Origin of the sequence: Pantoea sp. ARC270 (genome assembly GCF_003236725.1) — a bacterium.
Taxonomy (GTDB): domain Bacteria; phylum Pseudomonadota; class Gammaproteobacteria; order Enterobacterales; family Enterobacteriaceae; genus Pantoea; species Pantoea anthophila.
Map to the genome: position 1 here is coordinate 45,139 of NZ_PUGA01000019.1, position 22,996 is coordinate 68,134.

Below are 22,996 nucleotides of genomic sequence, written 5' to 3' on the forward strand. Positions count from 1 at the left end.
CTTTTTGTTATCGGCACCGCCCGGCGGTTAATGAGCCGCGCAGGCTGCATGCTTTCACTTACTCTGATTGCTGAAAACTATCGTGACGTTCAGCCCGAGAGTGACGCCACCGGCTGCCGCCGTGAGGCGAAACGGAACGCGTCAACCCGGTCCGCCGGGGTAGGCTTGCCCAGCAGATACCCCTGCAGGGCATCAAAGCCTAAGCTGGTGAGTAAATGCTGCTGCTCTTCGGTTTCCACCCCTTCCGCCACCATGCGCAGGTTGAGACTCTGCGCCAGCGTCAGCATGGCGCTGACCACCGTTGCATCTTCACTGCCGGGCCGCAGGCAGTTGATAAAGCTGCGGTCAATTTTGAGTTCGCAGGCATCCAGATCTTTGAGATGCAGCAGGTTGGCATAGCCGATGCCAAAATTATCAATGGCGACGCTGATACCCGCCTGCTGCAGTTCGCGGATGCGCTGCTGGCTGAACAGCGGGTCGCGCATGGCTATCGTTTCGGTGATCTCCAGCATCAGCGCGCTGGCTGGCAGCTGGAAGTGCGCCAGCGTCCGGGTCAGCGTGGTCAGCAGATCGCGCTGATGAAACTGCAGGGCGGAGAGGTTCACCGACACCGTCCAGTCACTGTGGCCCTGATTGTGCCAGCTTCTCAGCTGGCGGCAGGTCTCCTCGATCACCCAGTTGCCAAGCGCGACAATCTGTCCAGTCTTTTCGGCGCGCGGCAGAAACAGCTCCGGCGTCAGTAACCCGCGCAGCGGATGCTGCCAGCGCAGCAGCGCCTCGAATCCCAGTAACAGGGTGCCGCCGGAACTGAATTTGGGCTGATAGAACAGGCGCATCTGCTGGCGCTCTATCGCCTCCCACAGATCGTTCGCCAGCTCCAGCTGATGCTGGGTCGCATCGCTCATCGCCGGTTCAAACAGGCACCAGCCATTGCGCCCGTTGTGTTTGGTGTGATACATCGCCGCATCCGCATTAAACAGCAGCTCATGCCGGTTTCGCCCGTGCAGCGGAAAGATTGCAATGCCGGCGCTGAGTGACACGTGCAGCACATAGCGGTCAAGTTCAAAGGGGGTGCTGATCACCTTAACCAGCTTTTGCGCCAGCTGACGGGCCGGCGTGATATCCAGCGCCTCTGCCATCAGCACAAACTCATCGCCGCCCAGACGCACCAGCAGCATCGTGGTCGTGAGCTGGCTGCGCAGCCGCTCCGCGACTGCAACCAGCAGGCGGTCACCGACGTGATGTCCCCAGGTGTCATTCACCGCTTTGAAGCCATCCAGATCCATATAGAACACGGCAAAGCGGCTCTCCTGCAGCATCGCCTGCTTAATCGCCAGATCGAGCTGCTGCTCCAGCATGACCCGGTTCGGCAGCGCGGTCAGGTTGTCGTGCATCGCCAGCTGGCGCAGCTCCTGGTTGGCACGATTGAGCCGCGCCGCCAGCCGTGCCGCGCGCAGCTGAGCATCCAGCATGGAACTCAGCAGCGTGACGCTCAGAATAAGCAGGGTGATCAGCGTTACCCATACCGCCAGCCCCGGATTGCTGAGGCCATGCGGCTGCATGGTGCTGCTCGGGCTGAACCGTGCGGCGGCCATGCCCACGTAGTGCATACCGGCGATGGCGATCCCCATCACCAGGGAGGCCAGGCTGCGCATCAGCAGCAGATGCTGCTCCCCCTGGCGCAGATGAAACGCCAGCCATAACGCCAGCGCAGAGGCCACAAAGGCGATCAGCACAGAGAGGGCGACCAGCAGAGGATTCCAGTCAGGCCCCGGTTCAATCAGCAGCGCAGACATGCCGAGATAGTGCATGACCACTACCCCCGCGCCCAGGATCAGACTGCCGCGCAGCAGCCGGAAACGGGTGAGATGTACGCCTCCCACCGTCTGTCCGAAAGCCAGCATGGCGGCCAGAATCGCCACCAGCAGCGAGCCTGCCGTCAGCGGCACGTCATAGCGCATCGTCATCGGCATCATCATCGCCAGCATGCCGATAAAGTGCATGGCCCAGATGCCAATTCCCATGGCGGTGCCGCCGACCAGCAGCCAGAATCGGGCAGGCCAGCCCTGGGAGACCGCCACCCGTCCGGCGGTATCCAGGGCTGTAAAAGAGGCAACAAACGCCACGATCAGCGAAATGCCGATCAGGACGTTATCCCAGGTGATATGCAGCATGTGCCACTCCTCACCACCCGTGCTGAACGGGTGCTGTGTAAAGTCTGATAAGTCATCTGAAAACCCCCGCGGGGGTGAAAGTTATTTAATGCCGGTATTTCGCCAGGGATTATTTCCGGCAAAACCCGCCCGCCAGCGCAGGAGAACGATGCGCAGCATCCTGTTCCCGCATCCGCTAAGCGAGCCGGTAAATCGTTATTATGTCTGATTGATACAGCAACATATTACCGAAGCGGAAAGCCTGTACGCGAGGAAAAAAACAGGGATTTCTGCTTTCCCGTTACGCTTACACACCTTGCTATTACTGGGTTATCGGCTGAAGTGACCATTAGATTAGTGAAAAATAATCAGGAGCACTTCGCCAGACGCGTTAACTGTTCTATAGTAAGTAAAACTGATATAAATCAGCACCCTTAAGTCTAAGATTTTTCTTAAGACAGCCCCGTTGCGGGCACTGCTTTATTTATTTCTTATTTTTGGGCCAAATCGTTAATTAATACCAGGTGAAAAAGCACTGACTCCTGATAATCCGTAAGGAAATATTATGAAACTCAAGCTTTTTCTGTGTGCTGCTGCGGGATTAACGCTGTCACTTCCGACCTTAACCCAGGCGGCAACCACCTCCGGGACCATCAATGCCACCCTCACGCTGACCACCGGTTGCCTGGTCAACGGTCAGTCCGCCACGGCAGGCGTTAACTTCGGTACGCTGAACTTTGGTAGCAGCGCCGCCACCTTTGATACGCTGAACGCCACCCTGGTGGGCGCCGCCGGTAACGGCATCTACGTGCGCTGCACCACCGGTCAGGACTATAACGTGGTGGTGACCAGCAGCAACGCGGCGCCAGCGACCATCTATGGCACCGCCTCTGCGTCACCGCGCTATTTGCTGCTGGGATCGGACAATGCGCAGGGCATCGCCTATACCCTCTACAGCGATGCCTCCTTCACTACCGCGATTGCCAACAATACGCCGATTGCCGCCAGCGGCACCAACGATCCGACGCTGGGCACCAACTACGCCATCTATGGCCGGGTGGTCGGCGGCGGCTTTAACCCGCTGATTCCGGCCGGAACCTACACCGATACCATTAACGTCGCCGTGAATTATTAACTGCTGCCGCAGGTCAATGAGGGTGGTTCTCTGGCGATCCTGCCTGATGATCGCACGTGCTTTGCCTCTGCTGACAGGGAGCGTCAGCGCCTGGGGGCTGCCCACCAGCACCTTTCAGGTCTCCGCATCGATCGTGGCAGGCTGCGTGATATCCGGTACTAATACCGGCGTTTTCGGCACGCTCAATTTCGGCACGCAGTCTGGCGTGGCGACAGCGACCGTCAACGCCAGCTTTCTGCAGAGCACGACCATCAATCTCGCCTGCACACCCGGCACTACGCTGAGCATGAGCATCAATCAGGGCAACAACTACACCACCACCCGCAACCTGAAGTTGCCCAATTTCAGCAATACCGTTCCCTATACGCTCTTTAGCAATGCCAGCCGCACCACGGTGATCCCGGTCAACCAGGCCGTGCCGCTGAGCTACAGCAATGCCGGTAACATTACGCTGCCGATCTATGGCCAGCTGCAACTTCCCGGCACCGCGCGCGCCGGCGTTTATACCGACACGCTGACCGTCACCCTGAGCTGGTGAGGCGATAAAAAACAAGGATATGATCATGAAGTCACTGTGCGCTCTGCTGCTGCTGAGCCCCATCCTGCTCTCTCCGGCCTTCGCCGCTAACTCGGTGATGATCTGGCCCATCGATCCCGCCATTAATCCTGACGAGAAAGCCAGCGAACTCTGGCTGGAAAATCGCGGTAACAGCACTACGCTGATGCAGATCCGCGTCTTCAGCTGGCAGCAGGTCAGCGGCCAGGAGCAGTATCAGACTCAGCAGCAGGTGGTGGCCAGCCCGCCGATGGTGCGGATGGAGCCGGGCCAGAAGCAGCTGGTCAGGCTGATTAAACAGACGCCGCCTGCGGCCGGTAAAGAGCTGGCCTATCGGGTGGTGCTGGATGAGATCCCGGCGCCGCGCAATCCCGGTGAGAATCAGGCCGGGCTGACGTTTCAGATGCGCTATTCCGTGCCGTTGTTTGTCTATGGCTCCGGGCTGAACACCGACAGCGCCCGGCCGGAGTTGCGCTGGCAGCAGGTCAGCGACGGCGGCAAGCGCTGGCTTCAGCTGACTAATAGTGGCAGCGGCCACGCCCGGCTGAGCAATGTCACGATTGGCGGTCGCCGGCTGGGGGAAGGATTGTACGGCTATGTGCTGGCGGACAGCATGCATCGCTGGCCGCTCACCTCCCCGGTCAGCGGCGAGCTGAGCGCTGAGGTCAACAAGCGCCCGTGGCGCAGCGCGGCTCAGAAGTAAGTGCTGAATGAGACGCTACCCGCTTCATCCCTGTGCGCTGGCGGTTGCCAGCCTCTGCTACGCCTGCTCGCCGGATAGCGTGCTGGCGGAGACTTACTCCTCCCTGCCACCGCCGCCGAGCCTGCAGTCCCGCGACAGCGGCCAGCAATATATGCTGGAGCTGGTGGTGAATCAGCAGGCAGAGGGCAATATCGTACCGGCAGAGCAACGCGACGGTCACTTCTGGCTGCGCAGCGGCGATCTGCAGCGTGCCGGTCTGCCGCGGGAAAAGCTGGGCCAGCAGCCGCAGGTCGATGTCAGCAGCCTGCCCCTGGTCAGGGTGGATTATGATGCTGCGCGGCAGCGGCTGCTGCTGACCGTGCCGCCAGAGTGGCTTCCCGGCCAGGTGATTGGCGAGGCGAAAAACGGGCCGCGCTATCCGGGACGGACCAGCAGCGGCGCGCTGCTTAACTACGATCTTTACGCCAGCCGCACCGACAACAGCGGCACCCGCCTCTCCGCCTGGAATGAGCTGCGGCTGTTCGGGGAGGCCGGGCACCTCTCCAGCAACGGCGTCTGGCAGCAGCAGCTGGAAGGCAGTTCCTCTTATCAGGATGATGGCTACATCCGCTACGACACCTGGTGGAGCAACGAAGATGAAAATGCGGCGGTGAGCTGGCGGGTCGGGGATCTGGTCAGCGACTCGCTCGCCTGGGGCAGCAGCGTGCGGCTCGGCGGCATCCGCATCGGTCGCGACTTCAGCATACGGCCCGATCTGGTCACCTACCCGCTGCCCGCCTTTTCCGGCCAGGCCGCCGTTCCCTCCACCGTGGATCTGTTTATTAATGGCTATCGCTCCAGCCAGGCGAACGTGCAGCCTGGCCCCTGGTCGCTGACCAATGTCCCGTTCGTCAACGGCGCGGGTGATGCGGTGATCACCACCACCGATGCAACAGGCCGACGCATCACCACGACCATGCCCTTTTACGTCTCCAGTAACCTGCTGAAAGCGGGACTGTCGGATTACGCCTTTTCCGCCGGGGCGATCCGCGAGAACTACGGCATTAAAAACTTCGATTACGGACAGGCCGCCGCCAGCGGCGCGTATCGTTATGGCATGACCGACTGGCTGACGCTGGAGAGCCAGGCCGAGGGCAGCGAAAACCTGGCAATGGGCGGGCTGGGCGGCCAGCTGCGCGTCGGCAGCTGGGGGGTGGTAAACGGCGCGGTGGCGCAGAGTCAGCTGGATGGCGAGCGCGGCGGGCAATACAGCTGGGGTTATCAGTACAACAACCGCTGGTTCAATTTCGGCACGCAGCAGACCCGGCGCAGCCGCGACTTTGGCAACCTGGCGCTGGTCGGCAGCCGTGCCGGAAGTCAGGCAGATAGCCGCTTCGCGCTGTCGCGCCGCAGTGCGCAGTACAGCGCCAGCGTCTCACTGAACCGTTTTGGCAGCGTCGGCGCCGCCTTTATCGATATTACCGACGGTCAGGGCGACCGCACCCGCCTGTGGAATCTCTCCTGGAGTAAAAACCTGTGGGGCAACAGCAGCCTCTACGTCTCCGCCAGCCGCGATCAGCAGGAGAAGAGCTGGACCGGCGCGATCTCGCTGGTGATCCCCTTTGGTGAACAGGGCAGTGCCGCGATCAGCACCGAACGCGACCGGCGCGGCCGCAACAGCCAGCGCGTCTACGCCTCACGCGCCATGCCCAGCGACGGCGGATTCGCCTGGGATGCCTCCTGGGCGAATCAGAGCGGTGACAGCGGCGATTACCGTCAGGGCAGCCTGCGCTACCGCAACAACCAGGTTGACGCCTCGGGAGGCTTTTATGGCGACGACGACAACCTCACGCAGTGGGCCGATCTCTCCGGCGCGCTGGTACTGATGGACAACAGCGTCTTTGCCGCCAACGCCATCAACGACGCCTTTGTGCTGGTGAAAACCCGCTACCCGGACGTCAACGTCCGCTACGAGAATCAGTCGATGGGACGAACCAACCAGCAGGGCTATCTGCTGGTGCCCACCATCAGCAGCTACTACCCGGCTAAATATGATATCGACACCCTGGATCTGCCCGCCGATATGACCACGCCGCAGGTTGAGCAGCGCGTTGCCGTCCGGCGTCAGAGTGGCTATCTGCTCAACTTCCCTGTAGAGAGGCTGCGATCGGCCAGCGTGATTCTGGTCGATGCGCAGGGCCAGCCACTGCCGGTCTCAAGCCAGGTCGTGCGGCCCGATCATCCCACGGAGTATGTGGGCTGGGATGGAATTGTCTGGATGGAGGCGCTGACGGTCAGCAATCCGATCGCGGTGGTCACGCCCGACGGCCGCCGCTGTGAAACCGAACTGCACATCGCCAGCGGTCAGCCGCAGGCGCTGAAAACCTATGGCCCGCTGACCTGTCCGCTGCCTGCACCGGCCACGGGCAGCGCCGCCACGCCCGCTGATACTTTCTCTTCCGGAGCGCGACCATGATAAAAATTCTGCTGAAATGGCTGATCCCTGCGGGCCTGCTGCTCTGTCTGCCGTCGCTGGGTTATGCTGCCTGTACCCTTCCCGCCTCCACCGCCAGCTTCGGCTCCCTCACGACATTTGTGGCGAATACCACCGTGAACGCCACCACCACCAACGCCAACGTCAACTGTGGCTCGGGCAGCGCGCTCTCGCTGCTGGGTAATAACCAGATTACGTTTCAGCTGACCGGCGCGACGAATGTCAGCGGCACGCGCGGCACCCTGAAACGCAGCGGTGACACCGGCAGCGATAATGTGCCGGTGCGGCTCTGCACCGACAGCGCCTGCGCCAGTGAACTGACGATTGGCGGCGCGGCCTACGTCTATGGGTCACAGACGCTGGTCAATCTGGCGGGGTTACTGGGCAGCCTCAACTTCGCTATCCCGGTTTACCTGCGCACCGCTCCCGGTCAGGTGGTGGCCGCCGGCACCTATCAGGTGACGCTGAACATGGCCGTGACGTATCGCGTCTGTACCAGTGTCAGCGTGGGAAACGTCTGCTTAAGCGAACAGAACGGCAGTGGCGTGATCCCGATAACCGTGACCGCCACGCTCACCAATGACTGCACCACCATTACCTCGCCCAACATCAGCTTCGGCAGCGCGCCGCTGGTCGGCAGCTTCTCTGCGGTGTCGCAGACCATCAATGTGCTGTGCAGCAAAGGCAGCACCTATACGGTCGGACTGAGCAATGGCAGCTACCCGGTGAGCAGCGTGAGGAATATGGCGAGCGGAACGAATCGTCTGAGCTATGAGATCTACAAAGGCACGACCAGCAATCGCTGGGGACCCTCAGGGACGGAGCGCTGGAGCAGCACGACCTCGACCGCAGTCTCTGCGGATGGACTGACGCGCGGCTTTAACTACACCGCGCGCATCCTGACGACGCAGGCCACGCCGCCCGCCGGAAACTACAGCGACAGCGTGGTGGTCGATTTAGCCTTTTAGAGCGAGGCGCTGACCGGCGTACCGCTGTGGCGCAGCTGATACTGCTTCACCATCCGGCCTATCAGCAGGGTGCCGATCAGCCCGCAGATGGCCGCAAAGGTCAGCCAGACGCCCGGCATCGCCTTGTCGCCGGTGGCGTGGATCAGGTAGCTGGAGATGGCAGGGGTAAAGCCGCCAAACAGCGCCGTCGCCAGGCTGTACGCCATGGAGAAACCAGCCGCGCGCACCTCAGCAGGCATGATCTCTGCCAGATAGACCACCATCGCCCCGTTGTAGCTGGCATAGAGAAACGACAGCCACAGCTCTGCTTCCAGCAGATGGGCGAAGCTGGCTGAGCCGACCAGCCAGTGCAGCACCGGCCAGGTGGTGACAATCATCAGCAGGGTACAGGCGATCAGCAGCGGACGACGCCCGATGCGGTCCGACAGCGCGCCCATCAGCGGCAGCCAGAAGAGATTGGAGACGCCGACGCAGAGCGTCACCATGAACGCCTGCTTATCACTCATCATCAGCACGGTTTTGCCAAAGGTCGGGGTAAAGGCGGTGATCATGTAGAACATCACCGTGGTAGTGACCACCATCAGCATCCCCGCCAGCACCAGCGCCCAGTTGCTGGCGACCGAGCGCATGATCTCCGTCATGCGCGGATGATGCTTGCGTTTGCTGAACGCTTCAGTCTCTTCCAGCGTGCGGCGGATATAAAACAGGAACGGCACAATCAAACAGCCCACCACAAACGGGATACGCCAGCCCCACTCTGTCACCGCCTCTTTCGCCAGCAGATGGTTCAGCATCAGACCCAGCAGGGCGGCGAAGATCACCGCAATCTGCTGACTGCCCGACTGCCAGCTGACGAAAAAGCCTTTGCGCCCTTTCGGCGCCACTTCGGCCAGGTAGACCGACACGCCCCCCAGCTCAACGCCCGCGGAGAAGCCCTGCAGCAGACGTCCCAGCAGGATCAGAATCGGCGCCGCAGCGCCCAGCGTGGCGTAACCCGGCACCAGCGCGATAGTCAGGGTGCCAATCGCCATCAGGCCCAGCGTCAGCAGCAGGCCTTTGCGGCGACCATGATGGTCGATGTACGCGCCCAGAATAATCGCCCCCAGCGGGCGCATCAGAAAGCCTGCGCCAAAGGTCATCAGGGTCAGCATCAGGGAAGCGAACGGGTCGTCGCCGGGGAAGAAGGTTTTAGCAATGGCCGTGGCGTAGTAGCCAAAGACCATGAAATCGTACATCTCCAGGAAGTTACCACTGGTGACGTTGAAGATGGTTCGGGCGGCGCTTTTTGGGGGCTTTTGTAAAGACGGGGCGTGACTCATAACGGCTTCCTGTTGTTTTTTAGCCGTTTTAGCCTGCCTGCCGCGAGAATAATGTGACCTGGCTCACCATTGCACTTTACAATTCTATGTACATAAGTAACAACAAATTAACAATACGGACCAGCCAGCATAAGTGATCGGTGTCACGGCGGATCGGCCAGATATCATCTGGTCAGCAAGGGGCCATAAAAAAAGGCGACTGCCTCAGTCGCCTCTTTGTCGTGCCGGATAACCCGCTATTTCTTCACGGTTTCCATGCCCATCAGACCAATTTTCAGGTAGCCCGCCGAGCGCAGCTTATCCATCACGCTCATCAGCGTTTCATAATCGACCGACTTGTCGGCCTGGAAGAAAATGGTGGTCTCTTTATTGCCCTGGGTCTGGCTGGTCAGCACATTCACCAGTGAGTCCGGCGTCACCGCGTCGTTACCGACGTAAAGCTGTTTATCCGCTTTAATCGACAGGTAAACCGGTTTTTCCGGACGCGGCTGCGGCGCGCTGGTAGAGGCAGGCAGATTGACGCGCACGTCGACCGTGGCCAGTGGCGCGGCCACCATAAAGATGATCAGCAGCACCAGCATGACGTCGATAAACGGCGTCACGTTGATCTCATGCATTTCACCATCGGTTTGCAGATCGTCGTTTAATCGCATTGCCATAAGAACTTACCCTAAGCGCAGTTTCTGAGCCGCTGCAGGACGCGGAACCTCAGTCGCCACGGTGCCCAGGTCGATGTCACGGCTCTGCAGCAGCATCACCTGCGCAGCGACATCACCCAGCGAGGCTTTGTAGTTGGCGATCATGCGGGCAAAGACGTTGTAGATCACCACCGCCGGGATCGCCGCGACCAGGCCAATCGCGGTCGCCAGCAGCGCTTCGGCGATACCCGGTGCCACCACCGCGAGATTGGTGGTCTGGGTTTTGGCGATACCGATAAAGCTGTTCATGATGCCCCAGACGGTGCCGAACAGACCGATAAAGGGCGCGACAGAGCCGATGGTCGCAAGGAAGCCATTTCCGCGTCCGGCGTGGCGGCTGAACGCAGCAACGCGGCGCTCCAGGCGGAAGCTGGTACGATCTTTAATGCCGTTGGTATCTTCCACGCCCGCCGACAGCGTCAGTTCATTCTGCGCATCGTTCAGCAGTACGACGCTGTGACTGTGATCGGTAAACGACTGGGCAATGCGGGCGGCGTCATTCAGACTGCGCGCTTCGCCCAGCGCCAGCTGCTCGCGCTTCAGGCGGCGCTTCGCGGCGCTGAGTTCGGCATATTTGCCAAAGAATATCGCCCAGGTCACTACGGAGGCCAACAACAGGCCAATCATGACCACCTTTACCACGATATCGGCATGCTGATACATGCCCCAAACGGAGAGGTCCGTTTGCATCAAATCACTGGCTACCACGCTGCTTCTCCAACTTCATATACAGGGATGCGGGACAAGCGCGAATAATAGCAAAATAATGGCGAATTGATAGTAGTTCTCATTACTATTTACAAACTCTGACCGCCCGCTTTGCCGTAACCCGCGCGGCTTTCAACCCGCTTTTTATCCTGCTCTCTGTTCTGATAATCGCCATTGAGTCTCAACCCTGCTGGCCGTTTCGTGGTAACGTGAGAGCTTAGTCAGAAGCGGCAAGGGCGACTCATGACCACCAGAAAAATTGATACCACGCTCGTCAGTGCAGGACGCAGCAAGCGTTATACCCAGGGTTCGGTGAACAGCGTGATTCAGCGCGCTTCCTCGCTGGTTTTTGATACGGTCGCGGAGAAAAAACGCGCGACCGCAGGACGGGCAAAAGGTGAACTCTTTTATGGCCGTCGTGGCACCCTGACGCACTTCGCGTTGCAGGATGCGATGACGGAGCTGGAAGGCGGCGCGGGCTGCGTGCTCTACCCCTGCGGTGCGGCAGCGGTGGCGAATGCGATTCTGGCCTTCGTCGAAGCGGGCGATCATCTCCTGATGAGCGGCGCGGTCTATGAACCGACGCAGGATTTCTGCACCAGAATTCTGGCGAAGATGAATGTCTCGACCAGCTGGTTCGATCACAGCATCGGCAGCGAAATCGGTGCGCTGGTCCAGCCCAACACCCGCGTCGTGTTTCTGGAGTCCCCCGCCTCAATTACCATGGAAGTGCAGGATATTCCGGCGATTGTGGCGGCGGTGCGCGCCATCACGCCAGAGGCGATCATCATGCTCGATAACACCTGGGCAGCCGGTATCCTGTTTGATGCGCTGGCGCACGGCGTCGATATCTCGATTCAGGCTGGGACCAAATATCTGATTGGACACAGCGATGCGATGATCGGCACGGCGGTCGCCAATGCGCGCTGCATCGATCAGCTGCGCGAAAACTCCTATCTGATGGGCCAGATGGTCGATGCCGATACCGCCTATATGGCGAGCCGCGGCCTGCGCACTCTGGGCACCCGTCTGCGTCAGCATGAAGAGAGCGCCCTGCAGGTCGCGGAGTGGCTGGCAGCACGGCCCGAGGTGGCCCGCGTCAACCATCCTGCGCTGGCGCAGAGCAAAGGCCATACGTTCTGGCAGCGCGACTTTAACGGCAGCAGCGGCCTCTTCTCATTCATTCTGCAGGAAAAATTGAGCGCCCCGCAGCTGGCGGAATATCTCGATCACTTCCATCATTTCAGCATGGCTTACTCCTGGGGCGGCTATGAATCGCTGATCCTGGCCAATCAGCCTGAAGAACTGGCCGCGATTCGTCCGGCGGGCGGCGTGGATTTCACCGGTACGCTGGTCAGGCTGCACATCGGTCTGGAGCATGTGGATGACCTGATTGCCGATCTGGAGGCCGGTTTTGCGCGTCTGACGCGCTGAGCAAAGAAAAAAGTAAACAGAAGATAAACCGGGTCGCGGCTGACCAGTGAGTTTGCCGGGCTATGACGGATTTGTTGTTAACATTTATCCCGTATCGTTCAGCGTGTCAGTGCAGTCACTGCGCGCGCGGAATGCAGACGAATAGTTCCTTGTGACGTGATGGAATCGCTAATGGGTGTTTTACACGAGATTGTCCAGGCGCTCTGGCATCAGGATTTTGCCGCGCTGGCAAATCCGGATGTGGTATGGGTGGTGTATGGCGTGATGTTTCTGACGCTGTTTCTGGAAAATGGTCTGTTACCTGCCTCCTTCCTGCCGGGCGACAGCCTGCTGTTACTGGCGGGTGCGATGGTGGCCAAGGGGGTCATGGATTTTGTCCCCACGATGGTGATCCTCACGACCGCCGCCAGCCTCGGCTGCTGGCTGAGTTATCTGCAGGGGCGCTGGCTGGGCAATACCCGCCTGGTGAAGAGCTGGCTGATGCATCTGCCCGCGCAGTATCATCAGCGCGCCTGGAATATGTTTAACCGTCACGGCCTGATGGCGCTGCTGGTCGGCCGCTTTCTCGCGTTTATCCGCACCATTCTGCCCACCATGGCGGGAATTGCGGGCCTGCAGAACAGTCGCTTCCAGCTCTTTAACTGGCTCAGCGGCGTGCTGTGGGTCGGCATTGTGGTCGCCTTTGGCTATGGCATCAGCCAGGTGCCGTTTATCAAGCGTCATGAAGATCAGGTGATGGCGATCCTGATGGTGCTGCCGATGGTGTTACTGGTGGTCGGCCTGTTTGGCAGCATTCTGGTGATCTGGAAAAAGCGTCGGCAGAAACAGGCCTGATTGCAGCACGCGGTGCCGGGATCTGCCGCCTCTCAGGCGGACGGATCCGCGACCGTCTGCCTGACCCGACTCACCTCTTCTCCCGGCGTTACGCCAAAGTAGCGCTTAAACTCCCGCGAAAACTGTGAAGGGCTTTCATAGCCAACCCGCACCGCCGCCGCGCTCGCTTTCAGCCCATCGTGCAACATCAGCAGCCGCGCCTGATGCAGACGATAGCGCTTGAGGTACTGCAACGGCGACGTCTGGGTGACCGCTTTAAAGTTATGGTGAAAAGCGGAAACGCTCATGTTCACTTCTGCCGCCAGTGCATCGACGCTGAGGTTATCCGCATAGTGATTCTCAATCCGGCGCAGCGCACGCGCGATCTGGCTGAACTGGGTCTGCCGGCTCACCAGTGAGAGCAGCGCGCCGCCAATCGGGCCGGTCAGCACGTAATAGATAATCTCCCGCACAATGTGCGGTCCCAGCACCCGCGCTTCGCGCGGCTGAGTCATCACATCAAGCAGGCGTTCGGCGGCACAGAGCATCGGCTCCGTCAGCCACGCCGAGTGGATACCGGAGGTCAGCGGCTGCGGCTGAAACTGATCGTCATCGCCGATTTCGATCAGCAGATCCTGCAGGCTGGCGGTGTCCACATTGAGACACAGTCCGGCAATCGGGGTTTCCGGCGACGCCCAGGTTTCGCACTCCGCCGGCAGCGGCACGGTGAGCATCAGATATTTGCTGGCGTCATACTGAAAGACGGTGCTGCCAAGGTAGCCGGTTTTGCTGCCCTGAAACAAAATGACAATGCCGGGCTGATACATCATCGGCGTCCGGGGACGATACTGATTTGCGTAGATCAGCGACACATTTTCGACCTGACAGAGCCGGTCGCGACCCTGAGTCATTAAGTTAACTACCTGCTGTGCCAGCCGGTGACACAGTGCATCGTGCGCCATAGCGACTCCTTTACGGGTAAAAATCCAGTGTGCCGCGCGGATGTGCAAATCACCAGCGGGCTGGAGAATCAGGCAAGAATTTTACCGAATCAGGCAGGGCTTCAGAACGCGGGCGGATCGCTCCACTGAGCAGGCTGAAAATTGTTGGCTAGACTTAAGCACAGTGAAATCTCACGGGTTAACCGCAACGGAAAGGAGCAACTATGGCAGACCAGCCCATTATTAAACTGCGCGATGGCAATATGATGCCGCAACTGGGACTCGGCGTGTGGCAGGCCAGCATTGAAGATGCACGTCATGCGGTGCTGAAAGCGCTGGAAGTCGGCTATCGCTCAATCGACACCGCCGCGGCCTACAAAAATGAAGAGGCGATTGGTCAGGCACTGCAGGAAACCGACGTGCCGCGTGAAGAGATTTTTGTCACCACCAAACTGTGGAATGACGATCAGCAGAACGTTCAGCAGGCGATGGAAACCAGCCTGCAAAAACTGCAGCTGGAACAGGTCGATCTCTACCTGATGCACTGGCCCTGCCCGGAAAAAGATCACTATGTGGATGCCTGGAAGAAGATGATTGAGCTGCAGCAGCAGGGACTGACGAAAAGTATCGGCGTCTGCAACTTCCATGAAGCGCATCTGAAGCGACTGATGGATGAAACCGGTGTTACCCCGGTGGTCAATCAGATTGAGCTGCACCCGATGCTGCAGCAGCGCACCCTTCACGCCTGGAACGCGATGCACCAGATTCAGACCGAATCCTGGAGTCCGCTGGCGCAGGGCGGCAAAGGGGTGTTCGATCAGGAGATCATCAAGTCGCTGGCGAAGAAGTATGGCAAGACCCCGGCCCAGATCGTCATCCGCTGGCATCTGGACAGTGGCCTGGTGGTGATCCCGAAATCTGTAACCCCAGCCCGTATCGAAGAGAACTTTAAGGTGTTCGACTTCCGTCTGGATAAGCATGAAGTGAGTGATATTGCGAAGCTGGACAGCGGCAATCGTCTGGGGCCGGACCCGGAAACTTTTAACTAAGCCCGGTAACGCACTGACCGCTCTGGGGCGGCAGAGCAGAAAGCGTGGGTCAGGCGGGTCTCTCCGCCTGACCCTGTGCGTTATGCAGAAGGCTGTACCACCAGCTGACCGGCCGTGCCACGATCGGCCAGTTCCAGCGTCTGGCTGTAATAGACGAACGGGAAATGGTCTGACGAACTCTGCGGGAAGCTGACCATCAGTTCCACACTGCCATCGACCCACACCGTATCTTTCCAGCCACGATCTTCGCCCATCGGCTGTGCGCCATTAACACTTTTAATCAGGAACATGACGCCCTGAATATGCAGCGCCTGTGGCCGATCGGCGTGCAGGATCCAGCGCTCAAAGGTGCCCTGCTGCGCGGTGGTATCAATCCGGTTCATATCCCAGAGCGCGCCATTGATGCCCGGCATCGTGTCGCCGATACGGAATTCGCGGGTGCGAACCGACGCCCCATCCAGAATCTGATCGGCCAGCAGCCGCATCGGCAGGTTATCGGTCACCAGCGGCAGTAAACCGGTGGGCCGCAGGGTCAGGATCAGGGTAGAGGTCAGAATCGATGAGGGCTCGAAGAAGCCACGCAGCCGATCCATGATGCCCGCCGCCGTTCCCGCCGTAATCGACACCTCATCGCCCTGCGACATGTCTATCAGCACCTCCCGGCGCTCACCGGGTGCCAGCGAGAGACGCTGCACCGCCACCGGGGCAGAGAGAAAACCCTGATCGCTGGCAATAACCATAAACGGACGGTTATCGCTGAGCACCATCTCATAGCGTCGCGCATTCGAGGCATTCAGCAGACGCAGACGCACCCAGCCGCGTGACACTTCGACGTACGGATTGCGGACGCCATTTACCAGCAGCGTATCGCCCAGAAAGCCGCCATCCTGCGGCGGGTCGTAGACCGGGGTGGCAAAGTTATCGAGCCGCTTGTCCTGAATAATAATCGGGAAGTCATCCACGCCGTAGTGCTTTGGCAACGGCAGTTGCTTGCTGACGTCATCCTCCACCAGCCACATGCCCGCCAGTCCATTGTAGATATGCGGAGCCATGCGGTTTGGCGTGTTGGCGTGATACCAGCAGGTCGAGGCGGCCTGACGAATCGGCAGGACCGGTGCCCAGTCAACCCCGGCCGACATCATGCGCGGCGCGCCGCCCATCAGGGCGCCTGGCAGCTGCAGGCCGCTGACGGTCATGGAAACCGGTTCATTCAGCCGGTTGCTGTAGATCAGCTTAACGTCATCGCCGCTGTAAACCCGGACGGTCGGCCCCAGGTAGAGGCCATTGATGCCCCAGACCGGTACTTTGTTGTTGTCGCCATTAAAGGACCAGTGGCTGCGCTGCATCGTCAGGAACAGCGGCTGGCCGCGACGGGACTCCAGCAACGGCGGAACCGGAAGCGGTGTGTCGCCACTGGCAGAAGACGCGGCACGGGCCGCATGAGGGATGATACCGGCGCTAAGCGCTACTCCGGCAGAAAGCTGGATGAACTGACGTCTGCTGAAAGACATAAAACTTCTGACCCTTTACGCGTGGCGCTAACGCGCCGACCCTGTTTTTATTGCTCTGTTTTTGCTGTGCTGCGTTCACGACGGCGGGCAGTCACTGCCACGCCGTGTGGCATCCATGCAGGATAGTTCGGCGAACGGCTCGCCGGTCAGATTTTTCCGTTTTTTTCGCGCTCGGCCACTTCGGCGTTCAGCTCTTCCAGCTTCGCGGCCATCAGTTCGCGACAGTGGGTAGCCAGCTTACGCACCGAAACCGATTCGAACGCCTTTACGTCAACCGGTGGCAGCATCTCAACGATGACCAGGCCATTTTTCAGGCGGTTAAGGTTGATCTTGTCATGGGTGTTGGAGACCACAATCGGAATGATCGGCACGCCCGCCGCGACAGCAGCGTGGAATGCCCCGGTTTTAAACGGCAGCAGGCCACGGCCCCGACTGCGCGTGCCTTCCGGGAACATCCAGATGGAGATGCGCTTGCGGTTGAACTGATCCACCAGCTCACCGATGGTGCCGCGCGCTTTAGCACGGTCGTCACGGTCAATCAGCAGGTTGCCGGTCAGCCAGTAGAGCGGGCCAAAAAAGGGCACCCACAACAGGCTCTTTTTACCGACCGTGACCGTCGAAGGCTGCACAATTTTGGCGGCGGTGACCATGTCGTAGTTGTTCTGGTGGTTCGCGATGTAGATCGCATTCCCGTAGTTCTCCGCCCCTTCCGGTTTACGCAGTTCGACTTTCAGGCCAAACACCGTCGATAAGCGGCCAAACAGATGGCCAAAGGTGGCGACGTGACGCGGATCGCGCGGTGAAAAAAGACACCAGACAGAGCCAAACACACAGATCAAAATCGAATAGATGATGACAATAATGGTACGCAGAATCAGTAGCATAGTTCCCTCATTGAGCCACGGCTGACACGGGGTCAGCCGGGTTGTTTACGCTTCGCTATCCGGGCTCGCCGGACGCGCAGGCGCATCCAGTTCAACACGATCAATTTTTTGCAGGCCGCGCGGTAACAGCGTGCCGCGACGTCCGCGATCGGCGCGGAATTTCTGAAGCTCTTCACTGCGCAACAACATTTTACGCTTGCCGACGTGCAGCGTAATCGCGCTGCCCGGTGGCAGGATCATCAGCCAGGCCAGTCTGTCCTGACCGGCGGCCGCTTCCGCAGAAGGAATGGAGATGATTTTGTTGCCCTTGCCTTTCGACATCTGCGGCAGCTCTCCGACCGGGAACATCAGCATCCGTCCCGCCTGCGTGATCGCCAGCAGCATGTCATCTTCATGATGCACGGCCATCGGCGTCATCACGCGGGCGTTGTCCGGCAGTGTCAGCAGCGCTTTACCGGCGCGGTTGCGCGACACCAGGTCGCTGAAGGTGCAGATAAAGCCGTAACCCGCATCCGAGGCCATCAGCAGACGCTGGTCATCAGCTTCCATCAGCACCTGTTCAACCACGGCGCCCGGCGGTGGCGTCAGCTTGCCGGTCAGCGGCTCGCCCTGTCCGCGTGCAGAAGGCAGCGACGTCGGGTCCAGGGTATAGCTGCGGCCGGTGGAGTCGATAAAGGCCACCGGCTGATTGCTCTTGCCGCGTGCGGCAGCCAGATAGCTGTCACCCGCTTTGTAGCTCAGGCCCGCCGGATCAATATCGTGCCCTTTAGCACTGCGTACCCAGCCCATCTGCGACAGCACAATGGTGACCGGCTCAGACGGCACCAGCTCGGTTTCACTCAGGGCTTTAGCTTCTTCACGCTCACGCAGCGGCGAACGACGCTCATCGCCATAGCTGGCGCTGTCAGCCTGCAGCTCTTTCTTCAGCAGGGTGTTCATCTTGCGCTCAGAGGCCAGCGTGGCCTGCAGCTGATCGCGCTCTTTTTCCAGATCCGCCTGCTCGCCACGGATTTTCATCTCTTCCAGTTTTGCCAGGTGGCGTAACTTCAGTTCGAGAATCGATTCGGCCTGAGTTTCACTGATGCCAAAACGCGACATCAGCACCGGCTTCGGCTCATCCTCCGTTCGGATGATTTCGATTACCTCATCGATGTTGAGGAACGCCACCAGCAGCCCTTCCAGGATATGCAGGCGACGCAGCACGCGATCCAGACGGTAGTTAAGACGGCGTTTTACCGTTTCGCGACGGAACACCAGCCATTCGGTCAGGATCTCATGCAGGTTTTTCACCGCCGGACGGTTATCCAGCCCGATCATGTTGAGGTTAACGCGGTAGCTTTTTTCCAGATCGGTGGTGGCGAACAGATGGTTCATGACCTGATCGAGATCGACCCGGTTGGATCGCGGCACGATCACCAGCCGGGTCGGGTTCTCATGATCCGATTCATCACGCAGATCCTCGACCATCGGCAGCTTTTTATTGCGCATCTGGTTCGCGATCTGCTCCAGCACGCGCGCGCCTGAAACCTGATGCGGCAGCGCGGTGATGACCACCTCGCCCTCTTCCTTTTTCCAGACCGCACGCTGGCGGATGGAGCCACGCCCGGACTGATAGATTTTGCGGATTTCGTCACGGGGCGTGATGATCTCCGCCTCGGTCGGATAATCAGGCCCCTGAACAATATCGAGCAGCTGTTCCAGCGTGGTTTTTGGCGAGTCGATCAGGGCAATCGCCGCCTGCGCCACTTCACGCAGGTTGTGCGGCGGGATGTCGGTCGCCATACCGACTGCAATACCGGTGGTGCCGTTGAGCAGAATGTTCGGCAGGCGCGCCGGCAGCATCTTCGGCTCCTGCAGCGTACCGTCGAAGTTCGGCTGATAATCGACCGTCCCCTGCCCCAGCTCGCTCAGCAGCACTTCAGCATATTTTGACAGGCGCGATTCGGTGTAACGCATCGCAGCAAACGACTTGGGATCGTCCGGCGCCCCCCAGTTTCCTTGGCCATCAACCAGCGGATAGCGGTAGGAGAAAGGCTGCGCCATCAGCACCATCGCTTCATAGCAGGCGCTGTCGCCGTGCGGATGGTATTTACCCAGCACGTCACCGACAGTACGCGCCGATTTTTTAAATTTTGCGCTGGCGTTCAGTCCCAGTTCGGACATGGCGTAGACAATACGGCGCTGGACCGGCTTTAACCCGTCGCCAATATAAGGCAGGGCGCGGTCCATGATGACGTACATCGAATAGTTTAAGTACGCGTTCTCGGTAAACGTATGCAGGGCAAGACGCTCTGCACCATCCTGAGTCAGTTCACTCATTAATTTCTCATCCTCACATCGTGGCCCACAACGGCGGGACACCCGGCGGTGGTTTGGCGAGGATAGTACCTTATTCGCTGGTGTTAGTCACAGGGGAAGCGCGGGTCTGCGCGCCGTGCACCCGCGCGATTTCAGCCGCCAGGGACTGCCAGTCAGCGACCGGCACGCCTCGCGTCGTCAGGCAGGAGCAGGTCAGCGCGCGGCACCCATCCACTGGCGGGCAATATCACGGTATTCCCCGGTCGCGGTGCTGAGATGCAGCCACTGATCGACATAGAGCTTCCAGCTGATGTCATCACGCGGAATCATGTACGCCTTCTCACCATACTGCAGCGGCTTGTCAGCATTCAGGGCACAGAGCGTCGGATAGTGCTGCTGCTGATAGCGCGCTTCGGAGGCGTCAGTGATCATGACATCCGCCTTGTTGTCCACCAACTGCTGAAAGATAGTGACGTTATCGTGGAACAGCGTCAGTGATGCGTTGGGCAGATGGCTGTGAACAAAGGCTTCGTTGGTGCCGCCTGCCGGTTCAATCAGGCGCACATCGGGACGGTTGAGTTGCTCAATCGTCTGAAAGCGCGCTTTGTCGGCGCAGCGCACCAGCGGGATTTTGCCATCAACATCCAGCGGCTGGGCGAACCAGGCAGTCTGCTGGCGTTTCAGGGTGACCGAAATGCCCCCGACGGCGATATCACACTGCTTCGCCAGAAAATCGGGCATCAGGGTTTTCCAGGTGGTCGGCACCCACTGCACCTTAGCGTTCAGCGAGGTCGCCAGCGCGTCAGCCATCGTGATATCCAGGCCCTCATACTGACCATCGGGACGCAGGAAGCTGTAAGGCTTGTAGTCGCCGGTGGTACAGACCTTCAGGACTTTAGAACTGAGGATAGTGTCGAGATGAGATTGAGCCTGGACAGCACCGCTGGCCAGCAGCAAAGCGAAGACGATTTTTTTCATTGGCGTTTTTTTCATGATGAGTTTGCTCACTCATCGTGCCATAAACGGGCCGATTATTGCTGTCATAGCAAAAGTCTTGTGATCAACGTCCCATTTTTCTGCGGCCGCAGCGCGCGTAAGCTGAGCCCCATATTCAGACAATGAGGTAAACAGTTGATGAGCAAAATTTTAATTATCGATGGCGGCAAAACCTTTGCCCACTCTAAAGGCGAACTGAACCACACCCTGACCGATGTGGCGGCCAGTCAGCTGCGTGACATGGGACATGAGGTTTCTGTCACCGTCGCGGACAGCGACTACGTGGTAGCGGATGAAGTACAGAAGTATGTTGAGAGCGATGTGGTGATTTATCAGATGCCGGGCTGGTGGATGGGTGAGCCCTGGACCGTGAAGCGTTACATCGACGAAGTCTTCACCGAAGGCCACGGCTCGCTCTACGCCAGCGATGGTCGTACCCGCTCCGATGCTGCGAAAAAGTATGGTTCCGGCGGCCTGCTGCAGGGCAAAAAATATATGCTGTCTTTGACCTGGAACGCGCCGCTGCAGGCCTTTACCGATCCGGAGCAGTTCTTTGAAGGCGTTGGCGTGGATGGTCTCTATCTGCACTTCCACAAAGCGAATCAGTTCCTGGGAATGGAAGCGCTGCCGACCTTTATCTGCAACGACGTGATTAAAGCCCCGGACGTGCCACGCGACATCGCCGCTTATCGGAACCATCTTAGCCAGGTTTTTGCCTAAGATAGAGGGTGGAGACTTACACTTTTCCCACGAAAGAGGAATTCGCGAATGTTAACTGTCGTAGCAGAAATTTGTGTCAAACCCGGACGCCGCCAGGCCGTACTTGATGCCGTGAACAAGCTGATCCCGCAGGTGCTGGCAGAAGATGGCTGCCATCAGTATGACGCGCTGCTGGATCATCAGGCTCAGGTGCCGTGGAAGCAGAACTCCCCCGACTCTATTTTCATGCTGGAACAGTGGGAAACGCTGCGCCATCTGGAGCAGCATCAGCAGATGCCGCACATGGATGCCCATCGCGCGCTGATCAAAGATGACGTGGTGGATGTGAAGATTCTGGTGCTGGAACCCAGCGCCTGATTGTTGCTGAAGCTTTAATCCCTGTGGTGTAACCGGGGTTAAGGCTGGTGATAAAAACCTGGCCAGATTCGCTTTGCGATCGAGCCGGCACAGGGAACAGGGTCAGATCGGAAAAACGCAAAAACGTTATCCATGACTGCTCGGCCCGCGCCGTCCATGGCGCGGGACGTTTTCCTCTTCTGACCCTGTTCCCTGCGCGCTGAGCTAATACATTGCGGTCAGACGTGCCCGAATGCGGGTTTAGCACTCATCAGAACCCCTGTCCCGCGACAGGGGTTTTTTATTTCTGACAAACTGCTCAGAGCAGCTGTCGACGGTCGATCTCGCTGCGAAGAAAATCCAGGAAGCAGCCAATGCGCGAAGAGAGCGTGGTGTTTCGGTAGTAGACCGCATGCACCGGCAGCCGCAGCTCGCGGGTTTCCGCTGCCAGCACCGGCACCAGTCGCCCGGCGGCGCAATCTTCGCGACTGACAAAGTCGGAAAGGCGCGCAATCCCCTGTCCTGCCAGCGCCAGCTGCCGGATGGTCTCTCCGCTGGAAGCCGCGATCGTCGGCTTAACCCGCATAAACTCCCCTTCCGCCTGCCAGACCGGCCAGAGGTTATGGATCTCAGGATGACTGAAGCCAATGGTCTGATGCTGCGCCAGATCGCCAACGCTCTGCGGTGTGCCCGCCTTCGCCAGATAAGCCGGACTCGCCATCAGCCGGATCGCGCTGCTGCCCAGCATCCGGGCGCGCAGCGTGGAGTCGCGCAGTTCACCAATGCGAATGGCCACGTCGGTCTGCTGCTCCAGCAGATCGATCAGGATATCGTCGGTATTCAGCTCAAGCTGGATCAGCGGATAGCGGGCGCGGAAATCCTCCACCAGCGGCACGATCACATGCAGCATAAAGGGCGTCGCTGCGTTGACCCGCAGCCGTCCTGACGGCATTTCACGCCGCAGGGCAATCTGCTCTTCAGCCTGTTCAACCGAGGCCAGAATCTGGCGCGCATGCTCCAGAAAGACCTGCCCCTCTTCGGTGAGTGCCAGCCGTCGGGTGGTGCGATGCAGCAGCGTGGTCTGCAGTTTACTCTCCAGCCGCGACAGTGCCCGACTGATACCGGAACTGGTCTGCGCCAGCTGAGAGGCCGCCGCCGTAATCGAGCCGCTGTCCACCACCGCCACCCAGGCGCGTAGCTCTTCCAGGGTAATTTTCACAAGGGTTACTGTCTCTGCTGAGTGGACTAGCTTTCCGGCCACCGTTCACGGGTGATGCGTCGGGCATAAAAGAACAGGACGC

At 59.4% G+C, this 22,996-nt stretch carries 20 protein-coding genes; 10 read left to right on the forward strand and 10 right to left on the reverse strand.

The window, feature by feature from the left end; genetic code table 11:
* Positions 1-89: 89 nt before the first annotated feature.
* Complete coding sequence (locus CKF42_RS10670) at positions 90-2,174, reverse strand: bifunctional diguanylate cyclase/phosphodiesterase (RefSeq protein ID WP_058956421.1); 2,085 nt, start codon at positions 2,172-2,174, stop codon at positions 90-92.
* A gap of 544 nt (positions 2,175-2,718) precedes the next feature.
* On the opposite strand from CKF42_RS10670, the gene CKF42_RS10675 reads away from it, so the two are divergent.
* The 5 genes from CKF42_RS10675 to CKF42_RS10695 are packed head-to-tail and all read left to right on the forward strand — an operon-like array spanning position 2,719 to position 7,988.
* On the forward strand, positions 2,719-3,288 hold the full coding sequence (locus CKF42_RS10675) for a spore coat protein U domain-containing protein (protein WP_009087237.1): 570 nt from the start codon (positions 2,719-2,721) through the stop codon (positions 3,286-3,288).
* Between the two features lie 46 nt (positions 3,289-3,334).
* Positions 3,335-3,826: a spore coat U domain-containing protein gene (locus CKF42_RS10680; protein WP_009087239.1), complete on the forward strand. Its 492-nt coding sequence runs from the start codon at positions 3,335-3,337 to the stop codon at positions 3,824-3,826.
* Between the two features lie 25 nt (positions 3,827-3,851).
* A complete protein-coding gene (locus CKF42_RS10685; RefSeq protein ID WP_111208161.1) occupies positions 3,852-4,547 on the forward strand; it encodes a molecular chaperone in 696 nt (231 codons plus the stop codon).
* 7 nt (positions 4,548-4,554) lie between these two features.
* Positions 4,555-7,002, forward strand: a complete 2,448-nt coding sequence (locus tag CKF42_RS10690; protein ID WP_111208162.1) for a fimbria/pilus outer membrane usher protein — start codon at positions 4,555-4,557, stop codon at positions 7,000-7,002.
* Positions 6,999-7,988, forward strand: coding sequence for a spore coat U domain-containing protein (locus CKF42_RS10695; RefSeq protein ID WP_199559864.1), 990 nt, complete (start codon positions 6,999-7,001; stop codon positions 7,986-7,988). The genes CKF42_RS10690 and CKF42_RS10695 overlap by 4 nt, the downstream gene beginning before the upstream one ends.
* On the opposite strand, the gene CKF42_RS10700 is transcribed toward CKF42_RS10695, so the two are convergent.
* From CKF42_RS10700 to exbB, 3 genes are all read right to left on the reverse strand, one after another.
* Positions 7,985-9,307 carry an MFS transporter gene (locus CKF42_RS10700; protein WP_046102555.1) on the reverse strand — a complete coding sequence of 441 codons (1,323 nt, stop codon included), beginning with the start codon at positions 9,305-9,307 and terminating at the stop codon, positions 7,985-7,987. The two genes, CKF42_RS10695 and CKF42_RS10700, sit on opposite strands and share 4 nt — an antisense overlap.
* 236 nt (positions 9,308-9,543) lie before the next feature.
* A complete protein-coding gene (gene exbD, locus CKF42_RS10705) occupies positions 9,544-9,966 on the reverse strand; it encodes a TonB system transport protein ExbD (RefSeq protein ID WP_111208163.1) in 423 nt (140 codons plus the stop codon).
* Between the two features lie 6 nt (positions 9,967-9,972).
* Positions 9,973-10,695 (reverse strand): tol-pal system-associated acyl-CoA thioesterase, encoded by a 723-nt coding sequence (gene exbB, locus CKF42_RS10710; protein WP_009087251.1) that lies wholly within the window; start codon positions 10,693-10,695, stop codon positions 9,973-9,975.
* 261 nt (positions 10,696-10,956) lie between these two features.
* Between exbB and metC the strand changes: the two genes are divergently transcribed.
* Together metC and CKF42_RS10720 are read left to right on the forward strand one after the other, a co-directional pair.
* Entirely contained in the window at positions 10,957-12,147 is a 1,191-nt protein-coding gene (metC, locus tag CKF42_RS10715) for a cystathionine beta-lyase (RefSeq protein WP_111208164.1), read from the forward strand.
* Positions 12,148-12,318: 171 nt separating this feature from the next.
* Positions 12,319-12,981, forward strand: coding sequence for a DedA family protein (locus tag CKF42_RS10720; RefSeq protein ID WP_009087255.1), 663 nt, complete (start codon positions 12,319-12,321; stop codon positions 12,979-12,981).
* A 32-nt stretch (positions 12,982-13,013) separates the two neighbouring features.
* On the opposite strand, the gene CKF42_RS10725 is transcribed toward CKF42_RS10720, so the two are convergent.
* A complete protein-coding gene (locus CKF42_RS10725; RefSeq protein WP_009087257.1) occupies positions 13,014-13,922 on the reverse strand; it encodes an AraC family transcriptional regulator in 909 nt (302 codons plus the stop codon).
* Between the two features lie 203 nt (positions 13,923-14,125).
* Here CKF42_RS10725 and dkgA point away from each other — a divergent pair, with 203 nt between their 5' ends.
* Positions 14,126-14,950 (forward strand): 2,5-didehydrogluconate reductase DkgA, encoded by an 825-nt coding sequence (dkgA, locus tag CKF42_RS10730; RefSeq protein WP_009087259.1) that lies wholly within the window; start codon positions 14,126-14,128, stop codon positions 14,948-14,950.
* A gap of 80 nt (positions 14,951-15,030) precedes the next feature.
* Here dkgA and ftsP read toward each other — a convergent pair whose 3' ends face one another.
* From ftsP to CKF42_RS10750, 4 genes are all read right to left on the reverse strand, one after another.
* On the reverse strand, positions 15,031-16,461 hold the full coding sequence (ftsP, locus tag CKF42_RS10735; protein WP_009087261.1) for a cell division protein FtsP: 1,431 nt from the start codon (positions 16,459-16,461) through the stop codon (positions 15,031-15,033).
* A 146-nt stretch (positions 16,462-16,607) separates the two neighbouring features.
* Positions 16,608-17,345, reverse strand: coding sequence for a 1-acylglycerol-3-phosphate O-acyltransferase (locus CKF42_RS10740; RefSeq protein WP_046102557.1), 738 nt, complete (start codon positions 17,343-17,345; stop codon positions 16,608-16,610).
* A gap of 45 nt (positions 17,346-17,390) precedes the next feature.
* Complete coding sequence (gene parC / locus CKF42_RS10745; protein WP_111208165.1) at positions 17,391-19,664, reverse strand: DNA topoisomerase IV subunit A; 2,274 nt, start codon at positions 19,662-19,664, stop codon at positions 17,391-17,393.
* 192 nt (positions 19,665-19,856) lie between these two features.
* Positions 19,857-20,621 carry a transporter substrate-binding domain-containing protein gene (locus CKF42_RS10750; protein WP_111208169.1) on the reverse strand — a complete coding sequence of 255 codons (765 nt, stop codon included), beginning with the start codon at positions 20,619-20,621 and terminating at the stop codon, positions 19,857-19,859.
* 156 nt (positions 20,622-20,777) lie between these two features.
* Here CKF42_RS10750 and CKF42_RS10755 point away from each other — a divergent pair, with 156 nt between their 5' ends.
* Positions 20,778-21,359, forward strand: a complete 582-nt coding sequence (locus CKF42_RS10755) for an NAD(P)H-dependent oxidoreductase (RefSeq protein WP_009087272.1) — start codon at positions 20,778-20,780, stop codon at positions 21,357-21,359.
* A gap of 48 nt (positions 21,360-21,407) precedes the next feature.
* Positions 21,408-21,716 carry a putative quinol monooxygenase gene (locus tag CKF42_RS10760; RefSeq protein WP_009087274.1) on the forward strand — a complete coding sequence of 103 codons (309 nt, stop codon included), beginning with the start codon at positions 21,408-21,410 and terminating at the stop codon, positions 21,714-21,716.
* Between the two features lie 298 nt (positions 21,717-22,014).
* Here the strand turns inward: CKF42_RS10760 and CKF42_RS10765 are convergent, their stop codons facing one another.
* Positions 22,015-22,914, reverse strand: a complete 900-nt coding sequence (locus CKF42_RS10765; RefSeq protein WP_111208166.1) for a LysR substrate-binding domain-containing protein — start codon at positions 22,912-22,914, stop codon at positions 22,015-22,017.
* Between the last annotated feature and the right edge of the window lie 82 nt (positions 22,915-22,996).